Origin of the sequence: Hafnia alvei (assembly GCF_900095695.1) — a bacterium.
GTDB lineage: Bacteria > Pseudomonadota > Gammaproteobacteria > Enterobacterales > Enterobacteriaceae > Hafnia > Hafnia alvei_B.
Map to the genome: position 1 here is coordinate 158617 of NZ_FMIQ01000027.1, position 22177 is coordinate 180793.

The following is a 22177-nucleotide window of genomic DNA, read 5'->3' on the forward strand; positions in this document are numbered from 1 at the left end:
TTTTCACTTTTACTGATGACCTACTACTGATTACCTACCTGATCGCCATACGGCAATTTATCGTAATCGTGCAGACCTTTTTTCACATACGGGTTGCCGATCCAACGTGTTGTTTCCACGAAGCTCGGATTGACCAAGCTTCTCTCAGGATTAAACAGGTCGTATTTCAAACCGGCCATGTCAGACCATGTATGAATCAGCTCAGAGCTGCTGTATTTACGATCGGTCATGGAAGCAAAGTCACGCGGATGCGCTTGCTGCCAGCTTGGTGATGTCCACAGAATGAACGGGATGCTGTACATATGGCGTGTTGGCGCCGCTTCGTTGCGTCCCTGAATATTGTGTGGTGGAGTGTCATACACTTCCTCACCGTGGTCAGAGAAATACAGCAGGAAACCGTTAGGTTTCGTTGCCGAGTAATCTTTGATCAGGCTAGAAACCACGAAGTCGTTGTACAGGTTAGCGTTGTCATACTCGTTATAAGAGTCAATCTGATCTTGGCTTAAACCTGGTGGTACGCCTTCAGCGTTATTAAACTTATCAAATCCTTCTGGATAGCGGAATTTGTAGTTAATGTGCGTACCCAGCAGATGTACCACGATAAATTTCTTCGGCGCAGGATCGGCCATCACTTCTTTAAATGGCTTCAGCACGTCGCCGTCGTATTGGCGGGCACTCTGCGTACGCTGCTGGTTCAGGTAAAACTGCTTATCTGTCTGCTGAGAGAACAGGGTTAGCATGGTATTGCGCTTGGTCATGGTTTGCTGGTTAGTGATCCAGAAGGTTTTGTAGCCAGCCTGCTTCATCATGTTCATCAATGAAGGTTGGGTTAGATACAGATCTGGATTCTTCTCGTTAGCGAACGTCAGAGCCTGCTGCAAAATCTCGATGGTATAAGGACGAGAAGTTACCACGTCGTTGAACACGGTTAGATTCTTGTCAGTTTTATGAATTTCATCCAGCTGTGGCGTGGTTTCACGCGGATAGCCGTACAGGCTCATATGGCCGCGCTGAGTTGATTCACCAATCACCAGAACCAACGTACGTGGCGCACTGCCGCTGGTATCTGTGAGGTTTGCGAGCGGAGGCAATGCGCTGTTTTCTTTCATCAGCGCCTGCAGACTCGCAAGCTGGTTACGATATTCGAAATAGCCGGTGATCATTTGCCATGGAGCCGCAGGCTCCATACGTGACGTCAGACTCGGTAAAGAATCTACAAACGAACGTTTCTTGATCACCATGTTATAGGCCAGCGGATTAACGATCAGGCCATAGAAGATCGCGGCTGGAATAACATAACGCCAGAATGATGGGATATACACCGGGCGTACGCGAGTCCATAAGAACGCGCAGACAACGGTATAAGCCAGCAATAGGAGCGCAAGATGAAGGCTGAAATATTGACTGAAGTACTCTCCGGCTTCGCTGGTATTCGATTCAAACATCACAAACAGGACGCTTTGGGAAAACTCTTGTCCGTAGATGATGTAATAGCCCAAGGAGCACAGAGAGGCTGCCCATAAAATAATGCCAATAACCGCAGCAATAATGCGGGTTTTATTTGGGAATAAAAATACAGGAATTAGCCAAAGGGAGCTGTACAGCAGAGAATCTCGAATGCCGTTGGAGCCACTGTATCCAGTTACGAGGATTACAGCCTGAAGAACTGTAGAGAAAAACCAAAAGAACAACAGAAGCCAGAATAACGCTTTCCAGCTGAATGCCTTATCGGCGTTTGAAGATGAAATCATATTATTTCAGCCTATCAGAGAATATCACCGCGGGGATGTTAATCATCTAACCTTAAAGGAACCTTAGTTTTTATTAACGGATTAAGTAAACCGCAATAAACATGTGTCTCAGAATTAACGAACAACGAGTAAGCGCTGCAATAAAACCGGACGATACTAGCAATATTATTTTTTCGTAACAATAGATGCTAATTTTTAATAAAAGTTCGTTATGTATTGTGATTTTTCATTGAAGGAAAGTATTACGTACAGTTGTTTGGCGAGGACTTGAATGATCTGAGGGGGCGCTAGAAGAAAAACGCGCTACCTAAAGAGATAGCGCGTCTATTGTCAGGGGGAGATTAGCCTGTATTGCGCATACCGGCTGCAACGCCTGCGATGGTGACCATCAGCGCTTGTTCAACGTTGGCATCCGGCTCCGGCAGCGAGCGTGAACGGTGTAACAATTCAGCCTGCAAGACGTTTAACGGATCGGTATACACATTCCGTAGCGCAATGGACTCTGCGATCCACGGTAGGTCTTCCATCAAGTGATCGTCATTGGCGATGGTGAGTACCACTTTGATATCTTTCGAGAGTTGATCGCGTAGCTGTTTGCCTAGCGGCCACAGTTTTTCGTCAACCAAGCGCTGATCGTAGTATTCAGCCAGCCATAAATCTGATTTCGCAAACACCATTTCTAGCATCCCAATGCGGGTTGAGAAGAAAGGCCAATCGCGGCACATGGTTTCCAGCGTTGACTGTTTTCCTTCGTCAACGGCGGCTTGTAGCGCGGCACCCGCACCCAGCCACGCTGGCAACATTAAACGGTTTTGCGTCCACGCGAAGATCCATGGAATGGCGCGCAGGCTCTCAACGCCGCCGTTTGGTTTGCGTTTGGCAGGACGAGAACCTAAAGGCAGTTTGCCGAGTTCAAGTTCAGGCGTTGCAGAACGGAAGTAAGGTACGAAGTCCTTATTTTCACGGACGTAGCCACGATACATATCACAGGAGACGTCTGACAACTCATCCATCAAATCGCGCCATTCCTGTTTTGGTGCCGGTGGTGGCAACAGGTTAGCTTCTAGAATAGCGTTGGTGTACAGCGATAGGCTGCTGATAGTGACCTGTGGTAAACCGAGTTTGAAGCGGATCATTTCGCCTTGCTCGGTGACACGCAGGCCGCCTTTCAAGCTGCCCGGTGGTTGTGAAAGCAGAGCTGCATGAGCCGGTGCACCACCGCGACCGATTGAACCGCCGCGCCCGTGGAACAGGGTTAATGCCACGCCCGCTTTTTCACATACGTTAACTAACGCTTCTTGAGCGCGGTATTGCGCCCATGATGCCGCCATCACGCCCGCATCTTTTGCTGAGTCAGAGTAGCCGATCATCACCATCTGCTTACCCTGAATAAAGCCGCGATACCAATCGATGCTCAATAGCTGAGTCATCACATCTTCGGCATTATTTAGGTCATCCAGAGTTTCAAACAGCGGAGCAACAGGCAATGCGTAAGGGCAGCCCGCTTCTTTCAATAGCAGATGAACAGCGAGAACGTCGGAAGGGGTGCGCGCCATCGAAATGACATAGGCGGCGATGGAACCCTGAGGTGCTTCTGCTATCACTCGGCAGGTATCAAAGACTTCTTTAGTTTCAGCGCTTGGCTCCCATTGGCGTGGAACCAGTGGGCGTTTGGAGTTGAGCTCGCGCACCAAGAAGGCCTGTTTGTCAGCCTCTGACCAGCTTTCATAGTCGCCGAGGCCTAAATAACGGGTGAGCTCAGCTAAGGCTTCAGAGTGACGAGTGCTTTCTTGACGAACATCCATGCGCACTAGCGGCACGCCGAAGCAGTGAACGCGGCGCAACGTGTCCAGCAACTGGCCATTGGCGATAATACCCATGCCGCAGGCTTTGAGTGATTGGTAGCAAGCGTACAACGGTTCCCAAAGCTGCTCGTTTTTCACCAGCAGATTGTCTGGGCGCGTCGCGCGTTCGCCTTTGATTTTCGCGGCTAGATAAACCTGAGTTTCAGTTAGCTGCGTGCGCAGTTTTTTCATCAGCTCACGGTATGGCTCTTGAACGTCGTCTCCACCGGCCAAAGCACGCAGTTCTGGCGTGCATTCTGTCATCGACAGTTCAGAAACCAGCACGGCGATATCACGCAGGAACAGATCGGTGGCTTTCCAACGACTTAACAATAAGGCGTGGCGTGTGATGTCTGCGGTCACGTTCGGGTTGCCGTCACGGTCGCCGCCCATCCATGCGGTGAAACGCACGGGTACAGCTTCAACCGGTAGCTGGTAACCCAACGAGTTTTCTAGCTGTTCGTTAAACTCGCGTAAGAATGCAGGAACTCCTTCCCATAGGCTATTTTCCACCACTGCATAGCCCCATTTAGCTTCATCAATTGGGGATGGGCGGTTCTTACGAATTTCATCGGTATGCCATGACTGAGCGACTAACTGGCGCAGACGACGCATGATTTGATTGCGTTCGTAGTCGGCCAAATCGCTGTGATCGAGCTGGCTAAGGCAGTTGTTAACCTCAACCAGTTTATGAATCAGGGTACGGCGGGTGATTTCAGTCGGATGAGCGGTGAGAACTAGCTCAATGGAGAGATCGTCTACGGCTTTTTTGATCTGCTCATCGCTGAGGTTGTTATTTTTCAAACGGGTGAAAAGTTGAGCCATCACTTCAGGGTTACTTGCCGCTTCGCCATGAGGGGAAATGCTGTGATATTGTTCGGCGGTATTTGTCAGACTCAGGAATTGGCTAAAGGCGCGGGCAACCGGCAATAGCTCATCATTCGACAAGTTCTGTAGCGTCGTTAAAAGTTCCTGACGGCTTGCATCGTTACCCGCACGTGAGGATTTTGATAATTTACGGATAGTCTCGACGCGGTCCAGAATATTCTCGCCCAGCGCTTCTTTGATGGTGTCGCCGAGCAGCTTCCCTAGCATACTGACGTTACTTCGCATTGCCGAATATTGTTCGTTCATAAGACCCCTGACCCCTCCAATATGTAAATTTCTTTCACCCGAAAGGCGTAGACCGCCTCTTTTATAAAGCCACGTTCCATTGTCTACGTCAATTGTCACAATTTATTGCTAAACGACATGAATTTGGTGATTTAACTGAAATTTAATTACACGGTGACGGGAATTAGTGTTTCTAATAACAGTTACGTTGCAAACGGCGGCAATAGGGTGATATCACCGCCGTTTTCACTGTGAATAATTCATGAAAGCGCAGATCCGCAATTCATCAATTATCGACAAAAATGCTTAACCACTTGGCCGATCAAATCACGAGTGGGCTGGATGAACGACGTTGCTAAGTATTCATCTGGCTGGTGGGCCTGATTGATTGAGCCGGGCCCTAGGACCAGTGTAGGACAAACTTCCTGAATAAATGGCGCCTCGGTGCAATAGTTCACCACTTCCGCACGCTCGCCTAATAATCCCTCGATGACCTGCACCAACGGGGCATGGACAGGGCATTCATATCCAGGGATCGGCACATGCATATGTTCAATGGTCAAACGTCCCGGCCATTTTTCACTGACCGGTGCCAGTGCTTGATTGAGTAACTCGTCGATATCGTTAAGCGTCATGCCCGGTAACGGACGGATATCCATATGCAATTCGCAGCAGGCACAGATTCGGTTAGGGGCATCGCCGCCGTGAATATGCCCAAGGTTCATGGTTGGGTATGGAATGGTAAAAGCATCGTGGTGGAAGCGATCTTTTAGCGTGTTGCGCAGCGTCAGCAGATGGCCGATGGAATCATGCATCAGTTCAATTGCGTTTACGCCGCGAGAAGGATCGCTAGAGTGACCGGATTGTCCCGTGATGCGGATTGCTTCTGATAAGTGTCCTTTGTGCGCGCGCACGGGTTTGAGTGAGGTTGGTTCACCAATGATGGCGCAGTCAGGGCGCAGATGGGTTGTTGCGGCGAAATAACGCGCGCCAGCCATAGTGGCTTCTTCATCGGCGGTAGCCAAAATATAAAGTGGCTTGCTGAGCTGGCTCAAATCTACATCGCGCAGCGTATCCAGAATAAAAGCGAAGAAGCCTTTCATATCTGCGGTGCCGAGTCCGTAAAGCTTATTGTCGTGTTCGGTGAGCGTGAAAGGATCGCGCGTCCAGCGCCCATCATCAAACGGCACGGTATCCGTATGGCCTGCCAGCATTAGCCCGCCATTTCCCTCACCATAGCTGGCGAGGAGATTAAATTTGTTACGTGTATGTGGCACGGCCTGCACTTCAACCCGAAAGCCAAGATCGCTAAACCATCCTGCAAGCAAGTTGATTAATGTTTCATTGCTTTGATCGAGCGCGCTGTCCGTTGCACTAATGGATGGAGTGGCGATCAGGGCACGGTACAGCTCAATAAATGGCGGTAATTTCATATTCACTGTTGACAGCCTTTCGTTAGGATAGTATCAATATTCATGCATTATTTATGAATAAAAATACAATAAGCGCTCGCCGAATGAAACCGTAAAAGTTATGATGAGCAGCGCCAAATGTAATTTTTCCGATCAACAATCTTTCATAAAAACTAAGAAGGTGGAATCGATACATGTCTATGTTAAACGGGTTAATTGTAGGAGCCAGCGGTTATACCGGCGCGGAACTCGCCGCTTATCTGCAGCGCCATCCTCATATGAACATAACCGGTTTAACGGTTTCAGCGCAAAGTGCAGATGCGGGAAAGTTGCTTTCTGATTTGCATCCTCAACTGAAAGGCATTGTTGATTTACCGTTGTTGCCGATGAGCGATGTGGCGGTAATGGCAAAAGATGTTGATGTAGTTTTTCTTGCTACGGCGCATGAAGTAAGCCATGACCTAGCGCCTCAGTTTTTACAGATGGGCTGCGTGGTGTTTGATCTTTCCGGCGCATACCGGGTGAATCAGGCTGATTTTTACCAAAATTATTATGGATTTACGCATCAGCATGCCGACTGGCTCGATAAAGCAGTTTATGGATTGGCGGAGTGGCGTGCCGAAGATATTAAACAGGCGCAACTGGTGGCCGTTCCCGGCTGCTATCCCACGGCGTCACAGCTGGCATTAAAGCCGCTGATTGATGCGGGTCTGCTCGATTTAAACCAATGGCCGGTTATCAACGCCGTTAGCGGTGTGAGTGGTGCAGGGCGTAAAGCCAGTATGACGACCAGTTTTTGCGAAGTGAGTTTGCAGCCTTATGGCATTTTTACTCATCGCCATCAGCCTGAAATAGCGACCCATTTGGGAACTCCGGTGATTTTCACCCCGCACTTAGGCAATTTCCCGCGCGGAATTTTGGCCACTATTACCTGCAAGTTAACCGCAGGTGTAACGGCTGAGCAGATCGGCGCTGCTTACCAGCAGGCCTATGCAGAAAAGCCATTGGTTCGCGTCTATGACAAAGGTGTTCCGGCGATTAAAAACGTGGCGGGAACGCCGTTCTGCGATATCGGTTTTGCGCTTCAGGGTGAGCATCTGATTATTGTGTCTGCCGAAGATAATTTACTGAAAGGCGCTGCGGCTCAAGCGGTGCAATGTATGAACATTCGCTTTGGATTTAATGAAACCCAATCATTGCTGTAACGACAAAACGTTAACTTTAAAAAGAGACTGCTATGAACAATCCATTAATCATCAAGTTAGGTGGCGTACTGCTAGATAGTGAAGAGGCGATGCAACGTTTGTTTCAGGCTTTAGTTGCTTACCGCCAAAGCCATCAGCGACCACTGGTGATTGTTCATGGCGGCGGCTGTTTGGTGGATGACCTCATGAAACAGCTGAATTTACCGGTGGTGAAGAAAAACGGACTGCGTGTAACGCCAGCCGACCAGATTGGCATTATTACCGGTGCGCTCGCTGGCACAGCAAACAAAACGCTGTTGGCCTGCGCCAAGAAACACAAAATTGCTGCGGTGGGTTTGTCATTGGGCGATGGCGATATGGTTGAAGTGAGCCAACTGTCAGAAGAACTCGGCCATGTGGGCAAAGCGAAAGCGGGTTCACCGGCGCTGGTCACGACGCTGTTAGCAACGGGCTACTTACCGATTATTAGCTCGGTTGGGATCACCGCAGAAGGCGAATTGATGAATGTGAATGCCGATCAGGCCGCCACCGCATTGGCGGCAACCTTAGGCGCGGATTTGATTTTGCTGTCAGACGTTAGCGGTATTCTGGATGGCAAAGGGCAACGTATAGAAGAAATGACGGCTGCCAAAGCAGAGCAGCTGATCGTGCAAGGTATTATTACCGATGGAATGATTGTAAAAGTAAACGCTGCGCTTGATGCCGCTCGGTCTCTGGGAAGGCCGGTTGATATTGCAAGCTGGCGCCATGCCGAAAAACTTCCGGCATTGTTTAATGGCGTGCCGGTAGGCACCAGAATTCTCGCGAATTAATTACCCGTCAATTTAGGGTAATAACGACCTAATTTAATTAAAAATTTTAAGTTATTGAGATAAAGGAAAAGACTATGGCAACGCAAGGCATCAGCAAAATCGTTCTGGCTTACTCTGGCGGCTTGGATACGTCGGCAATCATTCCTTGGCTGAAAGAAAATTACGGCGACTGTGAAGTTATCGCATTCGTGGCAGATATCGGCCAAGAGCGTGAAGACTTAGTTGGCGTGGAAGAAAAAGCGCTGCGCTCTGGTGCTTCAGCTTGTTATATCGCCGATCTGCGTGAAGAATTCATCAAAGATTATGTTTACCCAGTGCTGAAAACCGGTGCGCTGTACGAAGGAACCTATTTGTTAGGGACCTCAATGGCGCGCCCGCTGATTGCCAAAGCGCAGGTTGAACTCGCCCTGAAACTCGGCGCAGATGCGCTGTGCCACGGCGCGACCGGTAAAGGCAACGATCAGGTTCGTTTCGAAACCACCTATACCGCGTTGGCTCCACAGCTGAAAGTGGTTGCCCCTTGGCGTGAGTGGGATTTGCGTTCGCGTGAAGCGCTGTTGGACTATCTGAAAGTTCGCGACATTCCAACCACCGCATCGTTGGAAAAAATCTATAGCCGCGATGCTAACGCTTGGCATATTTCCACCGAGGGCGGCGTGCTTGAAAGCCCATGGAATGCCTCTAACCAAGATTGCTGGGTATGGACGAATTCCCCTGAAGATGCGCCAAATGAGTCAGAGCTAGTGACCGTGGGTGTTGAAAACGGCGAAGTGGTTGCGGTTAACGGCAAAAAAATGAGCCCGTTTGCCTGCTTAGAAGCACTGAATGTGTTGGGGGCAAAACATGGTATTGGCCGTATTGATATCGTGGAAAACCGTTTGGTAGGGATCAAATCCCGTGGCTGCTACGAAACCCCAGGGGGCACCATTATGATGGCGGCTCTACGCGGCGTAGAGCAGTTGGTTCTGGATCGTGATTGCTTTAAATGGCGTGAGCAGCTTGGTCAGGAAATGTCCTATGTTGTATACGATGGCCGTTGGTTTGCGCCGCTGCGTGAGTCCATTCAGGCTGCCGCAGACTCCATCGCCAAAGATGTGAATGGTGAAGTTGTGATTAAGTTGTATAAAGGACAGGCAACGGCGATCCAGAAAAAATCTGGCAACAGCCTGTATAACGAAGAATTTGCCACCTTCGGCGAAGATGACGTTTACGATCACAGCCATGCGGGCGGCTTTATTCGCTTGTTCTCGTTGTCATCACGTATTCGTGCGCTGAACGAGAAGAAATAATAGCAGGCCTTCCCCACCCCAACCTCCCCTGTGAAGGGGAGGTTGGGGTGGGGTAATAATGAGTAGAACACTAAAATTCAACGGAGCATCACATGGCACTATGGGGCGGGCGGTTCAGTCAGGCGGCAGACCAGCGGTTTAAGCAATTTAATGACTCACTGCGGTTTGATTACCGATTGGCTGAGCAGGATATTACCGGCTCGGTGGCATGGTCGAAGGCGCTGGTTACCGTGAATGTGTTAACGGTGGAAGAACAGCAGACGCTGGAAGACGCGTTGGGTGTATTGCTGGAAGAGGTTCAGGCGAATCCTAATGCGATTTTGGCCAGCGATGCAGAAGATATTCACAGCTGGGTTGAGACGCAGCTGATTAATAAAGTCGGCGACTTAGGTAAAAAACTGCACACGGGGCGTAGCCGTAACGATCAGGTTGCGACGGATCTGAAACTGTGGTGCAAGAATGAGATCGGCGAGTTGTTACTGGCCGTTCAGCAGTTGCAGCAAGCGTTGGTGGTAACGGCTGAAGCCAATCAGGACGCGGTGATGCCGGGTTATACCCATCTTCAACGTGCACAGCCGGTGACTTTTGCTCACTGGTGCTTGGCGTATGCCGAAATGCTGGCGCGTGACGAAAGCCGTTTGCACGATACGTTGAAACGTTTAGATGTGAGCCCGCTTGGGTGTGGGGCTTTAGCGGGCACAGCTTATCCAATCGATCGTGAACAGTTGGCTGAATGGCTAGGTTTTGCTAGCGCAACGCGTAACAGTTTGGACAGCGTTTCTGACCGCGACCATGTGCTGGAACTGCTTTCTAATGCGTCTATCGGTATGGTGCATCTGTCGCGCTTTGCGGAAGATCTGATCTTTTTCAACAGCGGTGAAGCGAACTTTGTAGAGCTGTCCGATCGCGTGACTTCTGGTTCATCGTTGATGCCACAGAAGAAAAATCCCGATGCATTAGAACTGATTCGCGGCAAATGTGGTCGCGTGCAGGGCGCGTTGACCGGCATGATGATGACGTTGAAAGGCCTGCCTTTGGCCTACAACAAAGATATGCAGGAAGATAAAGAAGGCCTATTCGACGCACTGGATACGTGGATGGACTGTCTGCATATGGCGGCGCTGGTGCTGGATGGTATTCAGGTGAAGCGTCCTCGTTGCCAAGAAGCTGCGGAACAAGGATATGCTAACGCAACAGAATTAGCTGATTACCTTGTGGCGAAAGGCGTTCCGTTCCGTGAAGCCCACCATATTGTGGGTGAAGCGGTAGTGGGAGCGATTAAGCAAGGTAAAGCGTTGGAGGCGTTGAGCCTCAGCGAACTGCAAAAATTCAGCAGCGTGATCGGCGATGACGTTTACCCTATTTTGTCACTGCAATCTTGTCTGGATAAACGCAGTGCCAAAGGTGGTGTTTCTCCGCATCAGGTCGCTCAGGCGATTGCCGAGGCAAAACAGCGCCTGCTTTAGTTCAGCCGTTGTACCAATGAAAAACCGGGCAATGTCCTAATGCCGAACATTTAAGAGCTCGAGATACACGGGGCTAGCACACCGCGGGGCGCTCCGGCAGCTAAAGCTGCTACGACCCCATCGGTGTACTTCCCCTAAAATCATGCTTAAGTGACCAGCATTAGGGCAATGCCCGGTTTTTTTTATCCTAAAAGCTTAGCGCATAGATATCGATTGAGGCTTACGCCTTCTTCATTAGCGAGAATGGCCAAGCGTCGATGTTGTTCAGGAGCCAGACGTAATACCAGCTTGCCGCTATATTTTTTCTCTGCCAGCGCCACGGGCGGAATTTCACCGTTGCTTAACATGTCTGATACCGCGCTGGAAACCAGATCCATAATTCCCTCAAGGGCCTCCAGTTGACTGGCGGCTAACCATGACAGTGACGGGAATTCACTGCACAATCCGACAAATTCGTTATCTTCTTCAGACCACGTAATGCGATATGTGTAGTGCTCAGTAAAGCGATTATGAGTTGTCACGATAGGCCTGCTCCAATTTTTCTATTGCCGCAATTACTTGTCTAATTTGATAACTCTTGGCTTTGCCATTTTTACCGGCCTGAATATTTATTCTGGGGTCGCCTTGCCACGGCATGCGAAAGACTTTGTGGCTTCCACCATTTTGCCGAGGTGGGCCAAACAGCAGAATGCAGACTTTGACCAGCTCATTAAAAGACAGGTTGGTTAAATGTGTACGTAACTCTTCAGCAAGATCGCCAAGCTCCTTCACACCGCCTCCATAATAGTATCGTTATTGATACTAAATCAATCTCATTATTTTGATGAAAGTGAGTGTGTCTGAGTTAGGGAATGGGGCAAGCGGAAGTGATTAAGTTAGGAATGCACTATACAAAAAAACCGGGCAATGCCCGGTTTTGCAGCGAAATTTGCGAAGTTATTCACCCGGACAGCGCATACAGCGCTCGGTCTCGCTACCGCCGATGCGCAGCTTGCTTTGCAAATCACGCAATGCAGTACGTAAGCCTTCTTCTATTACTGGGTGATAGAACGGCATATCCAGCATTTGATCGACGGTCATGCCTTGCTGATGCGCCCATGCCAGCAGATGCGCAATGTGCTCAACTTCCGGTCCCATCATTTCAGCACCTAGGAATTTGCCCGTTCCTTGTTCGCCATAAACATGCAGTAAGCCTTTGTTACGCAGCATGACGCGAGAACGCCCTTGGTTTTCGAAAGAGACTTCGCCAACCTCGAAGCAACCGCAGGCACCATATTTTTGGCTAAGTTCACGATAGGTTGAACCGACCATGGCGATTTGCGGGTCAGAGAACACCACTGAAATCGAACTCCGGCGTAATCCCGGCTTAACGTCTGGGAAGCTACCCGCATTATCACCGGCAATTCGAGCCTGATCGCTGGCTTCGTGTAACAGCGGGAGCTGATTGCTTGCGTCGCCAGCGATAAAGATATGCGGCACGCTGGTTTGCATGGTCAGTCGATCGGCGACCGGAACACCGCGTTCATCAAGCTCAAGTGAGGTGTTTTCGATGGCGAGATTATCAACATTTGGACGGCGGCCGGTGGCTGCCAGCACGTAGTCCACCATGATTTCTTGTGGCTTACCGTCTAAACCCTGATAGCGAATAAACACGCGCTCGCCTTCGCGCTGCATGATCTCGACTTTCACATCGGGATCGAGATAAAACTCTTCGCCTAGAGCGCGGCGAGCATAATCGCGTACATCGCTGTCCGTGAGAGGGCCTACGGCACCGCCGACGCCAAAGACTTTCACTTTCACGCCGAGACGATGAAGCGCTTGGCCGATCTCTAAACCGATAACGCCGGGGCCAAATACTGCAACGGATTCAGGCAAATCGTCCCAGTTGAATACATCATCATTGATAATCAAGCGATCGCCGAGGTCGTTCCACGGAGCCGGCCATGTTGGGCGAGAACCGGTGGCGATAACGATGCGTTTTGCCACGATGCGGGTGTGATCGTCAACTTGTAGGGTATTGTCATCGATAAAACGGGCGTAGCCGAGAATTTTGTCGTTGTCAGGAATACTGATGACGCCTTCCATCACAAAACCCACGAAGCGGTCGCGTTCGTGTTTAACGCGAGCCATGACTTCGCGGCCATCAATTTTTATTTCACCCTGAGGGTGAATGCCAAAACCGGGAGCGCGCTCGATTTGATGCACGGCTTCTGCGGCGGCAATGAGTAATTTGGAAGGCATACAGCCAACGCGAGCACAGGTTGTGCCAAATGGGCCACCTTCGATCATGACAACGCTGGGTGTAGAGAGTTTTGCTGCGCGATAGGCACCTAAGCCTGCTGTACCGCCGCCGATAACGGCCACGTCAACACTGAGTTCTTTCATGAAGCTATCTCCTGAAATCGGAAAAAAAGGCGGGACGAGCCCGCCAAAATGTTGGCTTACTTTTTTATAATAACGACTACTTGCAGGTGATTATGCCTGTTGCAGATAAACTTCTAAGTCATCGCTGCCACCGATATGTTGTCCACCGATGTAAACCTGTGGAACAGTCGCACGGCCAGTCACAGCGCGCAGACTCACGGTGGTAGCGTCTTTACCCAGCACGATTTCTTCGTACTGGATACCGCGGTCTTGCAGCATTTGTTTGGCTTTAGCGCAGTATGGGCAGCCCGGTTTGGTAAACAGGGAAACGGAAGCCTGCACTTTGAAATCGGGTGCTAAATATTTCAGCATGGTATCTGCATCAGATACTTCAAACGGGTCGCCTGGCTTGTTAGGTTCAACAAACATTTTTTCAACCACGCCGTTGCGAACCAGCATGGAATAGCGCCATGAGCGTGGGCCAAAGCCGAGATCGGCTTTTTCGACCAGCATGTTCATGCCTTTGGTAAATTCACCGTTGCCGTCTGGAACGAAAGTGATGTGCTCTGCTTTTTGATCGGCTTTCCATGCATTCATCACGAAGGTGTCATTAACGGAAACGCACAGAATGCTGTCGACGCCTTTTTCATGGAACACTGGAGCCAGCTCGTTGTAACGAGGCAGATGGCTTGATGAACAGGTTGGGGTGAATGCGCCCGGCAGAGAAAACACGATAACGGTTTTGTCTTTGAACAGATCATCGGTAGTTACGTCAATCCACTGGTCGCCCTGACGGGTGTGGAAAGTTACCTGTGGAATTTTCTTACCTTCTTGGCTAGTAAACATGGATTAACCCTTTAATTATTAAATTAAAAATTACTGATGCTGGCGTGTCGCCGTTCGTTGATGGACATTATTCACACTTAGGCTTGATAGTTCTAATCGTTCATTGCTATCTTATTTATCGCCATGAGCTATCATGGCTCGGAGGATAAATATGAATATTCGAGATTTAGAATACCTAGTGGCGTTGTCTGAACATCGTCATTTTCGTCGCGCCGCCGACTCATGCCATGTCAGCCAACCTACGCTGAGTGGCCAAATCCGTAAGTTGGAAGATGAGTTGGGTGTGATGCTTCTGGAGCGAACTAGCCGCAAAGTGCTGTTCACCCAAGCCGGGTTATTACTTGTCGATCAGGCACGTACGGTTCTGCGTGAGGTTAAGGTACTTAAAGAGATGGCCAGCCAGCAGGGTGAGGCGATGTCCGGCCCGCTGCATATCGGATTGATCCCAACGGTTGCGCCTTATTTGCTGCCACAGATTATCCCAACGCTGCACCAAACTTTTCCTAAGCTGGAAATGTATTTGCACGAAGCGCAGACCCACCAATTGTTAGCGCAGCTTGATAGCGGCAAATTGGACTGCGCGATTTTGGCGTTGGTCAAAGAAACAGAGGCATTTATTGAAGTGCCATTGTTTGATGAGCCGATGAAGCTGGCGGTGTATAGCGGCCATCCTCTGGCAGACAAAGATAAAATTGCGATGTCTGAACTGGCCGGCGAGCATTTGTTAATGCTGGAAGACGGGCATTGTCTGCGCGATCAGGCGATGGGATTCTGTTTCCAAGCTGGGGCAGATGAAGATACGCATTTCCGTGCAACTAGCCTAGAAACGCTGCGCAACATGGTTGCCGCTGGGAGCGGTATAACGCTGCTGCCGGCATTAGCGGTTCCACCTGAGCGTGAACGTGACGGCATTTGCTATGTGCAATGTTATAAGCCTGAGCCGAAGCGGACTATCGCGTTAGTTTATCGTCCCGGCTCTCCGCTGCGCGCACGCTATGAACAGCTCGCGGAAGCGATCCGCGAGCATATGCAAGGTGTCATGGCACAGCAGTGCGACGCTTTAAAACAGGCGGTTTAGCCCGTTTAACGCAGCCACACGGTAGGCCTCGGCCATGGTTGGATAGTTGAAGGTGGTATTAACGAAATACTCGATGGTATTACCTTCTCCTTTCTGTTCCATGATCGCTTGGCCGATGTGAATGATCTCCGCCGCGCGTTCGCCAAAGCAGTGGATCCCTAGGATCTGCTTGGTTTCGCGATGGAATAAGATCTTCAAACTTCCCACGCTCATTCCGGCGATTTGTGCGCGAGCCAGATGTTTAAACTGTGCACGGCCCACCTCATACGGCACCTTCATTGCCGTTAGTTCCTGCTCGGTTTTACCCACGGAGCTGATTTCAGGAATGGTGTAAATACCGGTAGGAATATCTTCGACCAGATGTACGTTGGCTTCGCCTTGCATTATGGCCTGAGCAGCGATGCGCCCTTGATCGTAAGCCGCAGAAGCTAAACTTGGATAGCCAATGACATCACCCACGGCGTAGATATGTGAAATGGCCGTTTGGTACATGCTATTGACCTTCAGAAGGCCACGGCCATCGGCTTCAAGCCCGACATTTTCCAGTTTCAGCGCATCGGTATTCCCTGTACGGCCATTGGCGTACAGCAGGCAATCGGCTTTAACTTTTTTACCGGATTTGAGATGCATGATGACGCCATCTTCAACGCCTTCAATCTGCTCGAACTCTTCGTTGTGGCGGATAACAACGCCGTTATTCCAGAAGTGGTAAGAGAGCGCATCTGACATTTCTTGATCGAGAAATGCAAGCAGGCGATCGCGGGTATTCACTAAGTCCACTTTCACGCTTAATCCACGGAAGATCGACGCATATTCGCAGCCGATAACGCCAGCACCATAAATGATGATGTGCTGCGGTTCGTGGTTAAGTTGCAGAATAGAGTCGCTGTCGTAAATGCGTGGATGCTTGAAATCGACGCCAGACGGATGATACGGGCGTGAACCACAGGCGATAATGATGTTGTCGGCGGTTAAGGTATCGCGCGTGCCGTCTGGGTAGCTAACGCTGAGGGTATTGGCATCAATAAATTCGGCGTCACCGGAAAATAATTGACAATGGTTACGCTCGTAGAATCCTTGGCGCATGCGGGTTTGCTGATTAATAACGCTATCGGCATGACGCAAAATATCAGGGAATGTCGATTTAAGAATTCGGGAGTTGTCGCTATAGAGAGGATTTTGGTTAAATTCGATAATGCGGCTAACGGCGTGGCGAAGTGCTTTCGAGGGGATGGTACCCCAGTGGGTGCATCCGCCACCAACGCTAAAATGCCGTTCTATGACGGCAACCCGCGCGCCCTGTTTTACCAGACCCATGGCGGCGCCTTCACCACCGGGACCTGAGCCAATGACTATGGCATCAAAAGAATAGTGCTGTTGCATGTAGGGTAGGCCTTTCTTATACAAAAATACAACGTTACCTTAACATAATAACCGCGCATCCCCAATCATCCCTACGCTTTTCGTGGCAATTCACGCCTTGTTTTTGTCATCCTAGCTATACATGTCACAGGTCATAGAAGCGTGGTTGGGGTAAAGTTTGATATAGTGGCGTTAAACCACCGCGCCAGAATCAAAAATAGCCGAAGGTGGAATAAAGAAACTTACATTTAACCGGATATTAATATGGGCGTCAGAGCGCAACAAAAAGAACGAACTCGTCGTTCACTGATCGAGGCGGCTTTTAATCAGCTAAGCGCTGAGCGGAGCTTTGCGAGTTTGAGCCTGCGTGAAGTATCCCGTGAAGCTGGTATTGCCCCAACGTCTTTCTATCGCCATTTCCGTGACGTGGATGAGTTAGGGTTAACGATGGTGGATGAAAGTGGGTTGATGCTGCGCCAGTTAATGCGTCAGGCCCGTCAGCGTATTGCCAAAGGTGGCAGCGTTATCCGCACATCCGTAGCAACTTTTATGGAATTTATCGGCAATAATCCGAATGCTTTCCGTCTGCTTTTACGGGAACGTTCCGGTACTTCCGCTGCGTTCCGCGCGGCGGTGCAGCGTGAGGTTCAGCACTTTATTGCGGAACTTGCCGATTACCTTGAAATCGAAAATCACATGCCGCGCAGTTTTACTGAAGCACAGGCGGAGGCGATGGTGACTATCGTATTTAGCGCGGGTGCTGAAGCGTTAGATATTGATATGGAGCACCGCCGTTTGTTGGAAGAACGTCTTGTTTTACAGTTGCGGATGATTTCCAAGGGCGCTTATTATTGGTACCGTCGTGAGCAGGAGAAAGCACACATTGCGCATATGCATGAAAATGCAGAGCAGCATGCTCGGGAATAAATTTAAAGCATAGGGTTGGTCATGATTAAAAGTCGTTTAGATGTGGGAACGTTGATTCTGTCATTGGTTGCGGGGCTTTCTATCAGCGGATCTTTTGCCGCACTGTTTAGCTCAGCCGTATCATTTTCGGTATTTCCCCTGCTGGCACTGATTTTATCAGTGTATTGCCTGCATCAGCGCTACCTGAACTGCTCTATGCCTGAAGGTATGCCGATGCTTTCCTCTTCGTGTTTTCTGCTTGGTTTGCTGATGTATAGCGCCATTGTTCGCGTTGAGTACCCAGAAATTGGCTCTAACTTTATGCCAACCCTCCTGTGTATTGTGTTGGTTTTCTGGATTGCCTATCGTATTAAGGCGTTTAAGAAAAATGCCGAGCCTGATAGCGGAAAAGATTTTCACGATCCTGAGTGATGTTGAGCCACTGAGATACCATTCAAATAGAAAAGGCAGCCATTGGCTGCCTTTTCTATTTGAATCGTTTTTAATCGCGTTTTTCCAACAACACGCCGCATTCCATATGATGGGTATAGGGGAACTGATCGAACAGCGCCAAGCGTGTGACCCGATGAGTTTCGTTCAGCGTTTCTAGGTTTGCGCTAAGCGTTTCAGGGTTGCATGAGATATAAAGTATCCGTGGATACGCCTGCACCATGCGCAAGGTGTCGTCATCCAAGCCGCTACGCGGTGGATCGACAAAAATGGTTTCGCACTGATAACCTTTGAGGTCGATACCTTCCAAACGTTTGAACTCACGTACGCCGTTCATCGCCTGAGTAAAATCTTCTGCCGCCATACGAATGATTTGTACATTCTCAATGTGGTTGGCTGCGATGTTGAACTGCGCTGCAGCAACGGAAGGTTTGGCAATTTCTGTTGCGAGCACGCGATTAAAATTACGCGCGAGCGCCAAGGAGAAATTGCCGTTGCCACAGTACAGCTCAAGCAGATCGCCTTTGGAATCCTGTGTAACGTCAAGCGCCCACTCAAGCATCTTAATGTTTACGGCCGCGTTGGGCTGGGTAAAGCTGTTTTCTACCTGACGATAGATCATGTTGCGGCCAGCAACAGGCAGGCATTCATCAACATAGTCTTGATCGAAACAGATTTTGGTTTTGGTGGCGCGGCCAATAAGCTGCAGGTCAAAACCTTGCGCGCGCAGGCGATCGCGAAGCGCTTCAGCCTCTACTTTCCATTCATCATCCAGTTTGCGGTGATAAAGAAGAGAAACCACCACTTTATTGTTCATAGTTGACAGATAGTCAATTTGGAACAATTTAAAGCGCAGAACGTGGTTTGGCTTTAGCTCATCCATCATCACGTTCATCAAACGGTTAATCAGCTCGCTTGCAGCAGGGAACTGATCGACGCGGATGCGTTGTTTGGTTTGTTGATCAAACATGATGTGGTAGAGATCGCCTTCATCATGCCAAACGCGGAATTCAGCGCGCATGCGGTAGTGACTGGCCGGCGAGCGAAATGCCTCAATCTCCGGTGCCGCAAACGGGGTCATCATGTTGGCCAGTCGGGTAATTTTTTCCGTGAGTTGGGCATCATATTGATCGGTTGGCAGCGTGTTCGGCGTCATGGCATTTCTCGTTTGCATAATAATAGAGGGGCGATTGTAGGCGATGGAATGATGATGTCCAGCTCTGTGACTTATTCTACATCCGAATCATAGAAGTCTAGACTTCTGAATACGTTTTCACTTAGCATGGCGGCCCGGTCTCCTGTGGAGAGTGAAAAGGGAATCCGGTGTGAATCCGGAGCTGACGCGCAGCGGTATGGGGAAGTCACGGCGATATTTTGACACTGTCATTACAGATGGGAAGTCATCGCCCGGTGTGTATTCAACAATGCATGTTGATACACAAATCCTAAGCCCGAAGACCTGCCGGTACACGTCGCTTTACGTGGTTTTCGCGAATTAACGCCACGGCTCGCGGCATCCTGCCAATTAAGTTTGGATGCTCTTATATGACTATAAAAAAAAATGCGCTGATGGCAGCTTTGTCTGTCACGGCTTTCTCTGGCTGGGCGCAAGATTCTAACGAAACACCTTCATCATCATCCGCAAATAATAATGACGATGTCATTGTCACCGCTTCCCGTTTTCCTCAGCCAGTTTCCACCGTGCTAGCGCCTAGTGATGTTGTTACTCGAGATGATATCGATCGTTGGCAGGCTAAAACGCTGAATGACGTAATGCGGCGTTTACCCGGCGTCGATATCGCCCAAAATGGCGGTATGGGACAGAGTGCATCGATGTATATCCGTGGGACCAGCGCAAGCCAAGTACTTGTGCTGGTGGATGGCATTCCTATTGCTCGTCCTGGAATTTCAAACACGGCGGATTTCAATCAAATCCCGATTTCGCTGGTTCAACGTGTTGAATATATTCGTGGCCCACGCTCTGCCGTGTATGGTTCGGGTGCAATGGGGGGGGTTATTAACGTCATCACGCAAACCGATAAGGAAGGCGCGCAGATAAATGCAGGTGTCGGTTCTAAAGGATTCCAGCAGTACGATGGGAGCGTGCGTCAAAAAGTCGGTGATAACACCAAAGTCGCGTTGGCGGGCTCTTATGAAAGCACCAAAGGCTTTAATGTGCAGCCGGGTTCAACGTACGAACCCGATCATGATGACGATGGCTATCGCACCAAGACTTTCTGGGGTGGTATAGATCACCAGTTTAGCAACGAGTTTTCTGGTTTTGCTCGTGGCTACGGTTACACCAACAATAGTGACTATGATCTTGGTAGCCCACCGTCGAGCCCCGCTTACAGCGCAAACGAAAGCGAAACCTACAATCACACTTATGATATGGGGCTGCGCTATTTGTCTGGGGCTTATTCATCTCAGTTAACGGGCAGCTACCAAAAAGTAAAAGCTTATAATTACAGCAGTGAATATGGGCGCTATCACGATGGCACCACGCTGGATGATATGGATCAGCGTAATATTCAATGGGGTAATACCTATAGCCTAGAGCATGGGCAGATTAGTGCGGGTGTGGATTGGCAGCAGCAGCGTCTGACTTCTTCAGATATCAGTAAATCTGACAGCTATAAACGTGATGATTCTGGGCTATACCTTACAGGTCAGCAAAAACTGGGAGATGTCACGTTGGAGGCATCTGGACGTGAAGATAAAGATGAACAGTTCGGTTGGCACGGTACTTGGCAAACGGCAGCGGGTTGGGAATTTACGCCGGGCTATCGTGCAACATTGTCTTATGGCACTGGATTCTTGGCGCCGTCATTGGGACAGCAATTTGGTTCAACGCGTTTCGGCATTGATTCCAATCCTAATTTAAAACCTGAAGAGTCGAAGCAGTGGGAAGCAGGTTTAGAAGGGCTGACTGGGCCACTTGATTGGCGTCTGTCTGTGTATCATTACAAAATTGAAAATCTGATTACCTATTATTCCGATCCTGTCACCTATGCGGGCAGCTACGACAACATCGACTCTGCCACGATTAAAGGCGTCGAGTGGACGGGCAGCGTTGATACCGGGATCTTCACGCATCAGGTTACCTTGCAGTATTTAGATCCGCGTAATGATAAAAATGATGAAGTATTAGCGCGTCGCGCCAAACGACAGGCTAAATATCAGCTCGACTGGACCATGTTTAATGTCGATATGGATGTTTCGTATCAATATTATGGTCGCCGTTACGATAACAATACGTCCCAATACAATAATACGCAGCAGGTATTACCAAGCTACAGCACCGTCGATATTTCAGCTTCTTATCCGGTTACGTCTCATCTAACAGTTCGTGGTAGAATCGCCAACCTGTTAGATAAAGATTATGAAACGGCTTATGGCTACCAAACCGCAGGTAGAGAATATTATCTCTCCGGTAGCTACACCTTCTAATGATGTAGCGACTTCTAAACCCACTGCGCTGGTTTTTGACTCCGGCGTGGGTGGGTTATCTGTATATCAAGAGATCCGTGATTTGCTTCCGGATCTCCACTATATATATGCATTCGACAATCAGGGATTCCCCTATGGGGAAAAAGACGAAGCGTTTATTATCGACCGCGTTGTCAAAATCGTTGCCGAAGTGCAAAAGCGTCATCCTCTCTCTATTGTTATCATCGCCTGTAATACCGCAAGCACCATTACGCTCCCCGCATTACGCGAACGCTTCAATTGCCCTATCGTTGGTGTCGTGCCTGCGATAAAACCTGCGGCAAAGCTGACGCGCAACGGCGTTGTTGGTTTGTTAGCGACGAGAGCGACGGTGCAGCGTTCATATACTCACGATCTGATTGCTCGATTTGCGAAAGACTGCAACATCAAAATGCTGGGCTCGGCTGAGCTGGTGGAATTGGCTGAGGCCAAGTTACATGGCGAAGAGATTGATCCTGCGGTGCTAAAGAAAATACTACGACCTTGGCTGTCAATGGCCGAACCGCCAGATACGGTGGTTCTGGGATGTACGCATTTTCCTTTATTGCGCGAAGAACTGGCGGCGGTATTACCCACAGGGACTCGTTTAGTTGATTCAGGTGCCGCAATAGCCCGTCGTGTCGCTTGGCTGATTGCTAATCAGGAAAACGCACTGAGCACGGAAAACGATTTGGCCTATGCAACAGAAACAAATAGCGATACCGATGCGCTTTTACCTGTATTGCATCGTTTAGGTTTCTCAGAACTACGAGAATTGAGTATTTAATCCTCATTTATGTGGTTTTCGGTG

Annotated in this window: 18 protein-coding genes and 1 riboswitch; of the genes, 9 read left to right on the plus strand and 9 right to left on the minus strand. The window is 49.5% G+C overall.

From position 1 onward, the window contains the following. Positions 1 to 23: 23 nt before the first annotated feature. The 3 genes from BN1044_RS07925 to argE form a co-directional block, all read right to left on the minus strand. Positions 24 to 1751, minus strand: coding sequence for a phosphoethanolamine transferase CptA (locus tag BN1044_RS07925; protein WP_072308221.1), 1728 nt, complete (start codon positions 1749 to 1751; stop codon positions 24 to 26). A 341-nt stretch (positions 1752 to 2092) separates the two neighbouring features. Further along, complete coding sequence (ppc, locus tag BN1044_RS07930) at positions 2093 to 4729, minus strand: phosphoenolpyruvate carboxylase (protein ID WP_025801461.1); 2637 nt, start codon at positions 4727 to 4729, stop codon at positions 2093 to 2095. A gap of 269 nt (positions 4730 to 4998) precedes the next feature. Continuing rightward, entirely contained in the window at positions 4999 to 6147 is a 1149-nt protein-coding gene (gene argE / locus BN1044_RS07935) for an acetylornithine deacetylase (RefSeq protein ID WP_139130915.1), read from the minus strand. A gap of 173 nt (positions 6148 to 6320) precedes the next feature. On the opposite strand from argE, the gene argC reads away from it, so the two are divergent. The 4 genes from argC (at position 6321) to argH (ending at position 10892) form a co-directional block, all read left to right on the plus strand. Beyond that, positions 6321 to 7325: an N-acetyl-gamma-glutamyl-phosphate reductase gene (argC, locus tag BN1044_RS07940; protein ID WP_072308239.1), complete on the plus strand. Its 1005-nt coding sequence runs from the start codon at positions 6321 to 6323 to the stop codon at positions 7323 to 7325. 32 nt (positions 7326 to 7357) lie between these two features. Further along, a complete protein-coding gene (gene argB, locus BN1044_RS07945) occupies positions 7358 to 8137 on the plus strand; it encodes an acetylglutamate kinase (RefSeq protein ID WP_025801458.1) in 780 nt (259 codons plus the stop codon). 74 nt (positions 8138 to 8211) lie between these two features. Next, the gene (locus BN1044_RS07950) at positions 8212 to 9426 is read left to right on the plus strand and encodes an argininosuccinate synthase (protein ID WP_072308223.1); all 1215 of its coding nucleotides are present in this window, start codon (positions 8212 to 8214) and stop codon (positions 9424 to 9426) included. A 92-nt stretch (positions 9427 to 9518) separates the two neighbouring features. Further along, complete coding sequence (argH, locus tag BN1044_RS07955) at positions 9519 to 10892, plus strand: argininosuccinate lyase (RefSeq protein ID WP_072308224.1); 1374 nt, start codon at positions 9519 to 9521, stop codon at positions 10890 to 10892. A 182-nt stretch (positions 10893 to 11074) separates the two neighbouring features. Here the strand turns inward: argH and BN1044_RS07960 are convergent, their stop codons facing one another. The 4 genes from BN1044_RS07960 to BN1044_RS07975 form a co-directional block, all read right to left on the minus strand. Then, positions 11075 to 11413 carry a type II toxin-antitoxin system HicB family antitoxin gene (locus tag BN1044_RS07960; protein WP_072308225.1) on the minus strand — a complete coding sequence of 113 codons (339 nt, stop codon included), beginning with the start codon at positions 11411 to 11413 and terminating at the stop codon, positions 11075 to 11077. Beyond that, on the minus strand, positions 11400 to 11663 hold the full coding sequence (locus BN1044_RS07965; protein WP_072308226.1) for a toxin HicA: 264 nt from the start codon (positions 11661 to 11663) through the stop codon (positions 11400 to 11402). Before BN1044_RS07965 ends, BN1044_RS07960 begins: the two co-directional genes overlap by 14 nt. Positions 11664 to 11828: 165 nt before the next feature. Then, on the minus strand, positions 11829 to 13277 hold the full coding sequence (locus tag BN1044_RS07970) for a dihydrolipoyl dehydrogenase (RefSeq protein ID WP_072308227.1): 1449 nt from the start codon (positions 13275 to 13277) through the stop codon (positions 11829 to 11831). Positions 13278 to 13367: 90 nt separating this feature from the next. Further along, positions 13368 to 14102, minus strand: coding sequence for a glutathione peroxidase (locus tag BN1044_RS07975; RefSeq protein WP_025801454.1), 735 nt, complete (start codon positions 14100 to 14102; stop codon positions 13368 to 13370). A 151-nt stretch (positions 14103 to 14253) separates the two neighbouring features. Between BN1044_RS07975 and oxyR the strand changes: the two genes are divergently transcribed. After that, positions 14254 to 15180: a DNA-binding transcriptional regulator OxyR gene (gene oxyR / locus BN1044_RS07980; RefSeq protein WP_072308228.1), complete on the plus strand. Its 927-nt coding sequence runs from the start codon at positions 14254 to 14256 to the stop codon at positions 15178 to 15180. Here the strand turns inward: oxyR and sthA are convergent. Next, on the minus strand, positions 15163 to 16563 hold the full coding sequence (sthA, locus tag BN1044_RS07985; RefSeq protein ID WP_025801452.1) for a Si-specific NAD(P)(+) transhydrogenase: 1401 nt from the start codon (positions 16561 to 16563) through the stop codon (positions 15163 to 15165). The genes oxyR and sthA overlap by 18 nt on opposite strands. Positions 16564 to 16806: 243 nt before the next feature. On the opposite strand from sthA, the gene fabR reads away from it, so the two are divergent. Both fabR and BN1044_RS07995 read left to right on the plus strand, forming a co-directional pair. Then, positions 16807 to 17469, plus strand: a complete 663-nt coding sequence (gene fabR / locus BN1044_RS07990; RefSeq protein WP_072308229.1) for an HTH-type transcriptional repressor FabR — start codon at positions 16807 to 16809, stop codon at positions 17467 to 17469. A gap of 21 nt (positions 17470 to 17490) precedes the next feature. Next, positions 17491 to 17880, plus strand: a complete 390-nt coding sequence (locus BN1044_RS07995) for a YijD family membrane protein (RefSeq protein WP_072308230.1) — start codon at positions 17491 to 17493, stop codon at positions 17878 to 17880. 70 nt (positions 17881 to 17950) lie between these two features. On the opposite strand, the gene trmA is transcribed toward BN1044_RS07995, so the two are convergent. Then, complete coding sequence (gene trmA / locus BN1044_RS08000) at positions 17951 to 19054, minus strand: tRNA (uridine(54)-C5)-methyltransferase TrmA (RefSeq protein ID WP_072308231.1); 1104 nt, start codon at positions 19052 to 19054, stop codon at positions 17951 to 17953. A gap of 118 nt (positions 19055 to 19172) precedes the next feature. Beyond that, positions 19173 to 19379: riboswitch (cobalamin riboswitch) on the plus strand. A 64-nt stretch (positions 19380 to 19443) separates the two neighbouring features. Between trmA and btuB the strand changes: the two genes are divergently transcribed. Continuing rightward, on the plus strand, positions 19444 to 21348 hold the full coding sequence (gene btuB, locus BN1044_RS08005; RefSeq protein WP_072308232.1) for a TonB-dependent vitamin B12 receptor BtuB: 1905 nt from the start codon (positions 19444 to 19446) through the stop codon (positions 21346 to 21348). After that, the gene (murI, locus tag BN1044_RS08010; protein ID WP_072308233.1) at positions 21293 to 22153 is read left to right on the plus strand and encodes a glutamate racemase; all 861 of its coding nucleotides are present in this window, start codon (positions 21293 to 21295) and stop codon (positions 22151 to 22153) included. The genes btuB and murI overlap by 56 nt, the downstream gene beginning before the upstream one ends. Positions 22154 to 22177 lie beyond the last annotated feature (24 nt).

Coding starts and splice junctions, on each gene's coding strand:
- BN1044_RS07975 (WP_025801454.1), bottom strand. CDS start 14,102: ATGTTTACTAGCCAAGAAGGTAAGAAAATTCCACAGGTAACTTTCCAC.
- ppc (WP_025801461.1), bottom strand. CDS start 4,729: ATGAACGAACAATATTCGGCAATGCGAAGTAACGTCAGTATGCTAGGG.
- btuB (WP_072308232.1), top strand. CDS start 19,444: ATGACTATAAAAAAAAATGCGCTGATGGCAGCTTTGTCTGTCACGGCT.
- BN1044_RS07950 (WP_072308223.1), top strand. CDS start 8,212: ATGGCAACGCAAGGCATCAGCAAAATCGTTCTGGCTTACTCTGGCGGC.
- sthA (WP_025801452.1), bottom strand. CDS start 16,563: ATGCAACAGCACTATTCTTTTGATGCCATAGTCATTGGCTCAGGTCCC.
- fabR (WP_072308229.1), top strand. CDS start 16,807: ATGGGCGTCAGAGCGCAACAAAAAGAACGAACTCGTCGTTCACTGATC.
- argC (WP_072308239.1), top strand. CDS start 6,321: ATGTTAAACGGGTTAATTGTAGGAGCCAGCGGTTATACCGGCGCGGAA.
- BN1044_RS07970 (WP_072308227.1), bottom strand. CDS start 13,277: ATGAAAGAACTCAGTGTTGACGTGGCCGTTATCGGCGGCGGTACAGCA.
- oxyR (WP_072308228.1), top strand. CDS start 14,254: ATGAATATTCGAGATTTAGAATACCTAGTGGCGTTGTCTGAACATCGT.
- murI (WP_072308233.1), top strand. CDS start 21,293: ATGGCTACCAAACCGCAGGTAGAGAATATTATCTCTCCGGTAGCTACA.
- argB (WP_025801458.1), top strand. CDS start 7,358: ATGAACAATCCATTAATCATCAAGTTAGGTGGCGTACTGCTAGATAGT.
- argH (WP_072308224.1), top strand. CDS start 9,519: ATGGCACTATGGGGCGGGCGGTTCAGTCAGGCGGCAGACCAGCGGTTT.
- trmA (WP_072308231.1), bottom strand. CDS start 19,054: ATGACGCCGAACACGCTGCCAACCGATCAATATGATGCCCAACTCACG.
- BN1044_RS07925 (WP_072308221.1), bottom strand. CDS start 1,751: ATGATTTCATCTTCAAACGCCGATAAGGCATTCAGCTGGAAAGCGTTA.
- BN1044_RS07995 (WP_072308230.1), top strand. CDS start 17,491: ATGATTAAAAGTCGTTTAGATGTGGGAACGTTGATTCTGTCATTGGTT.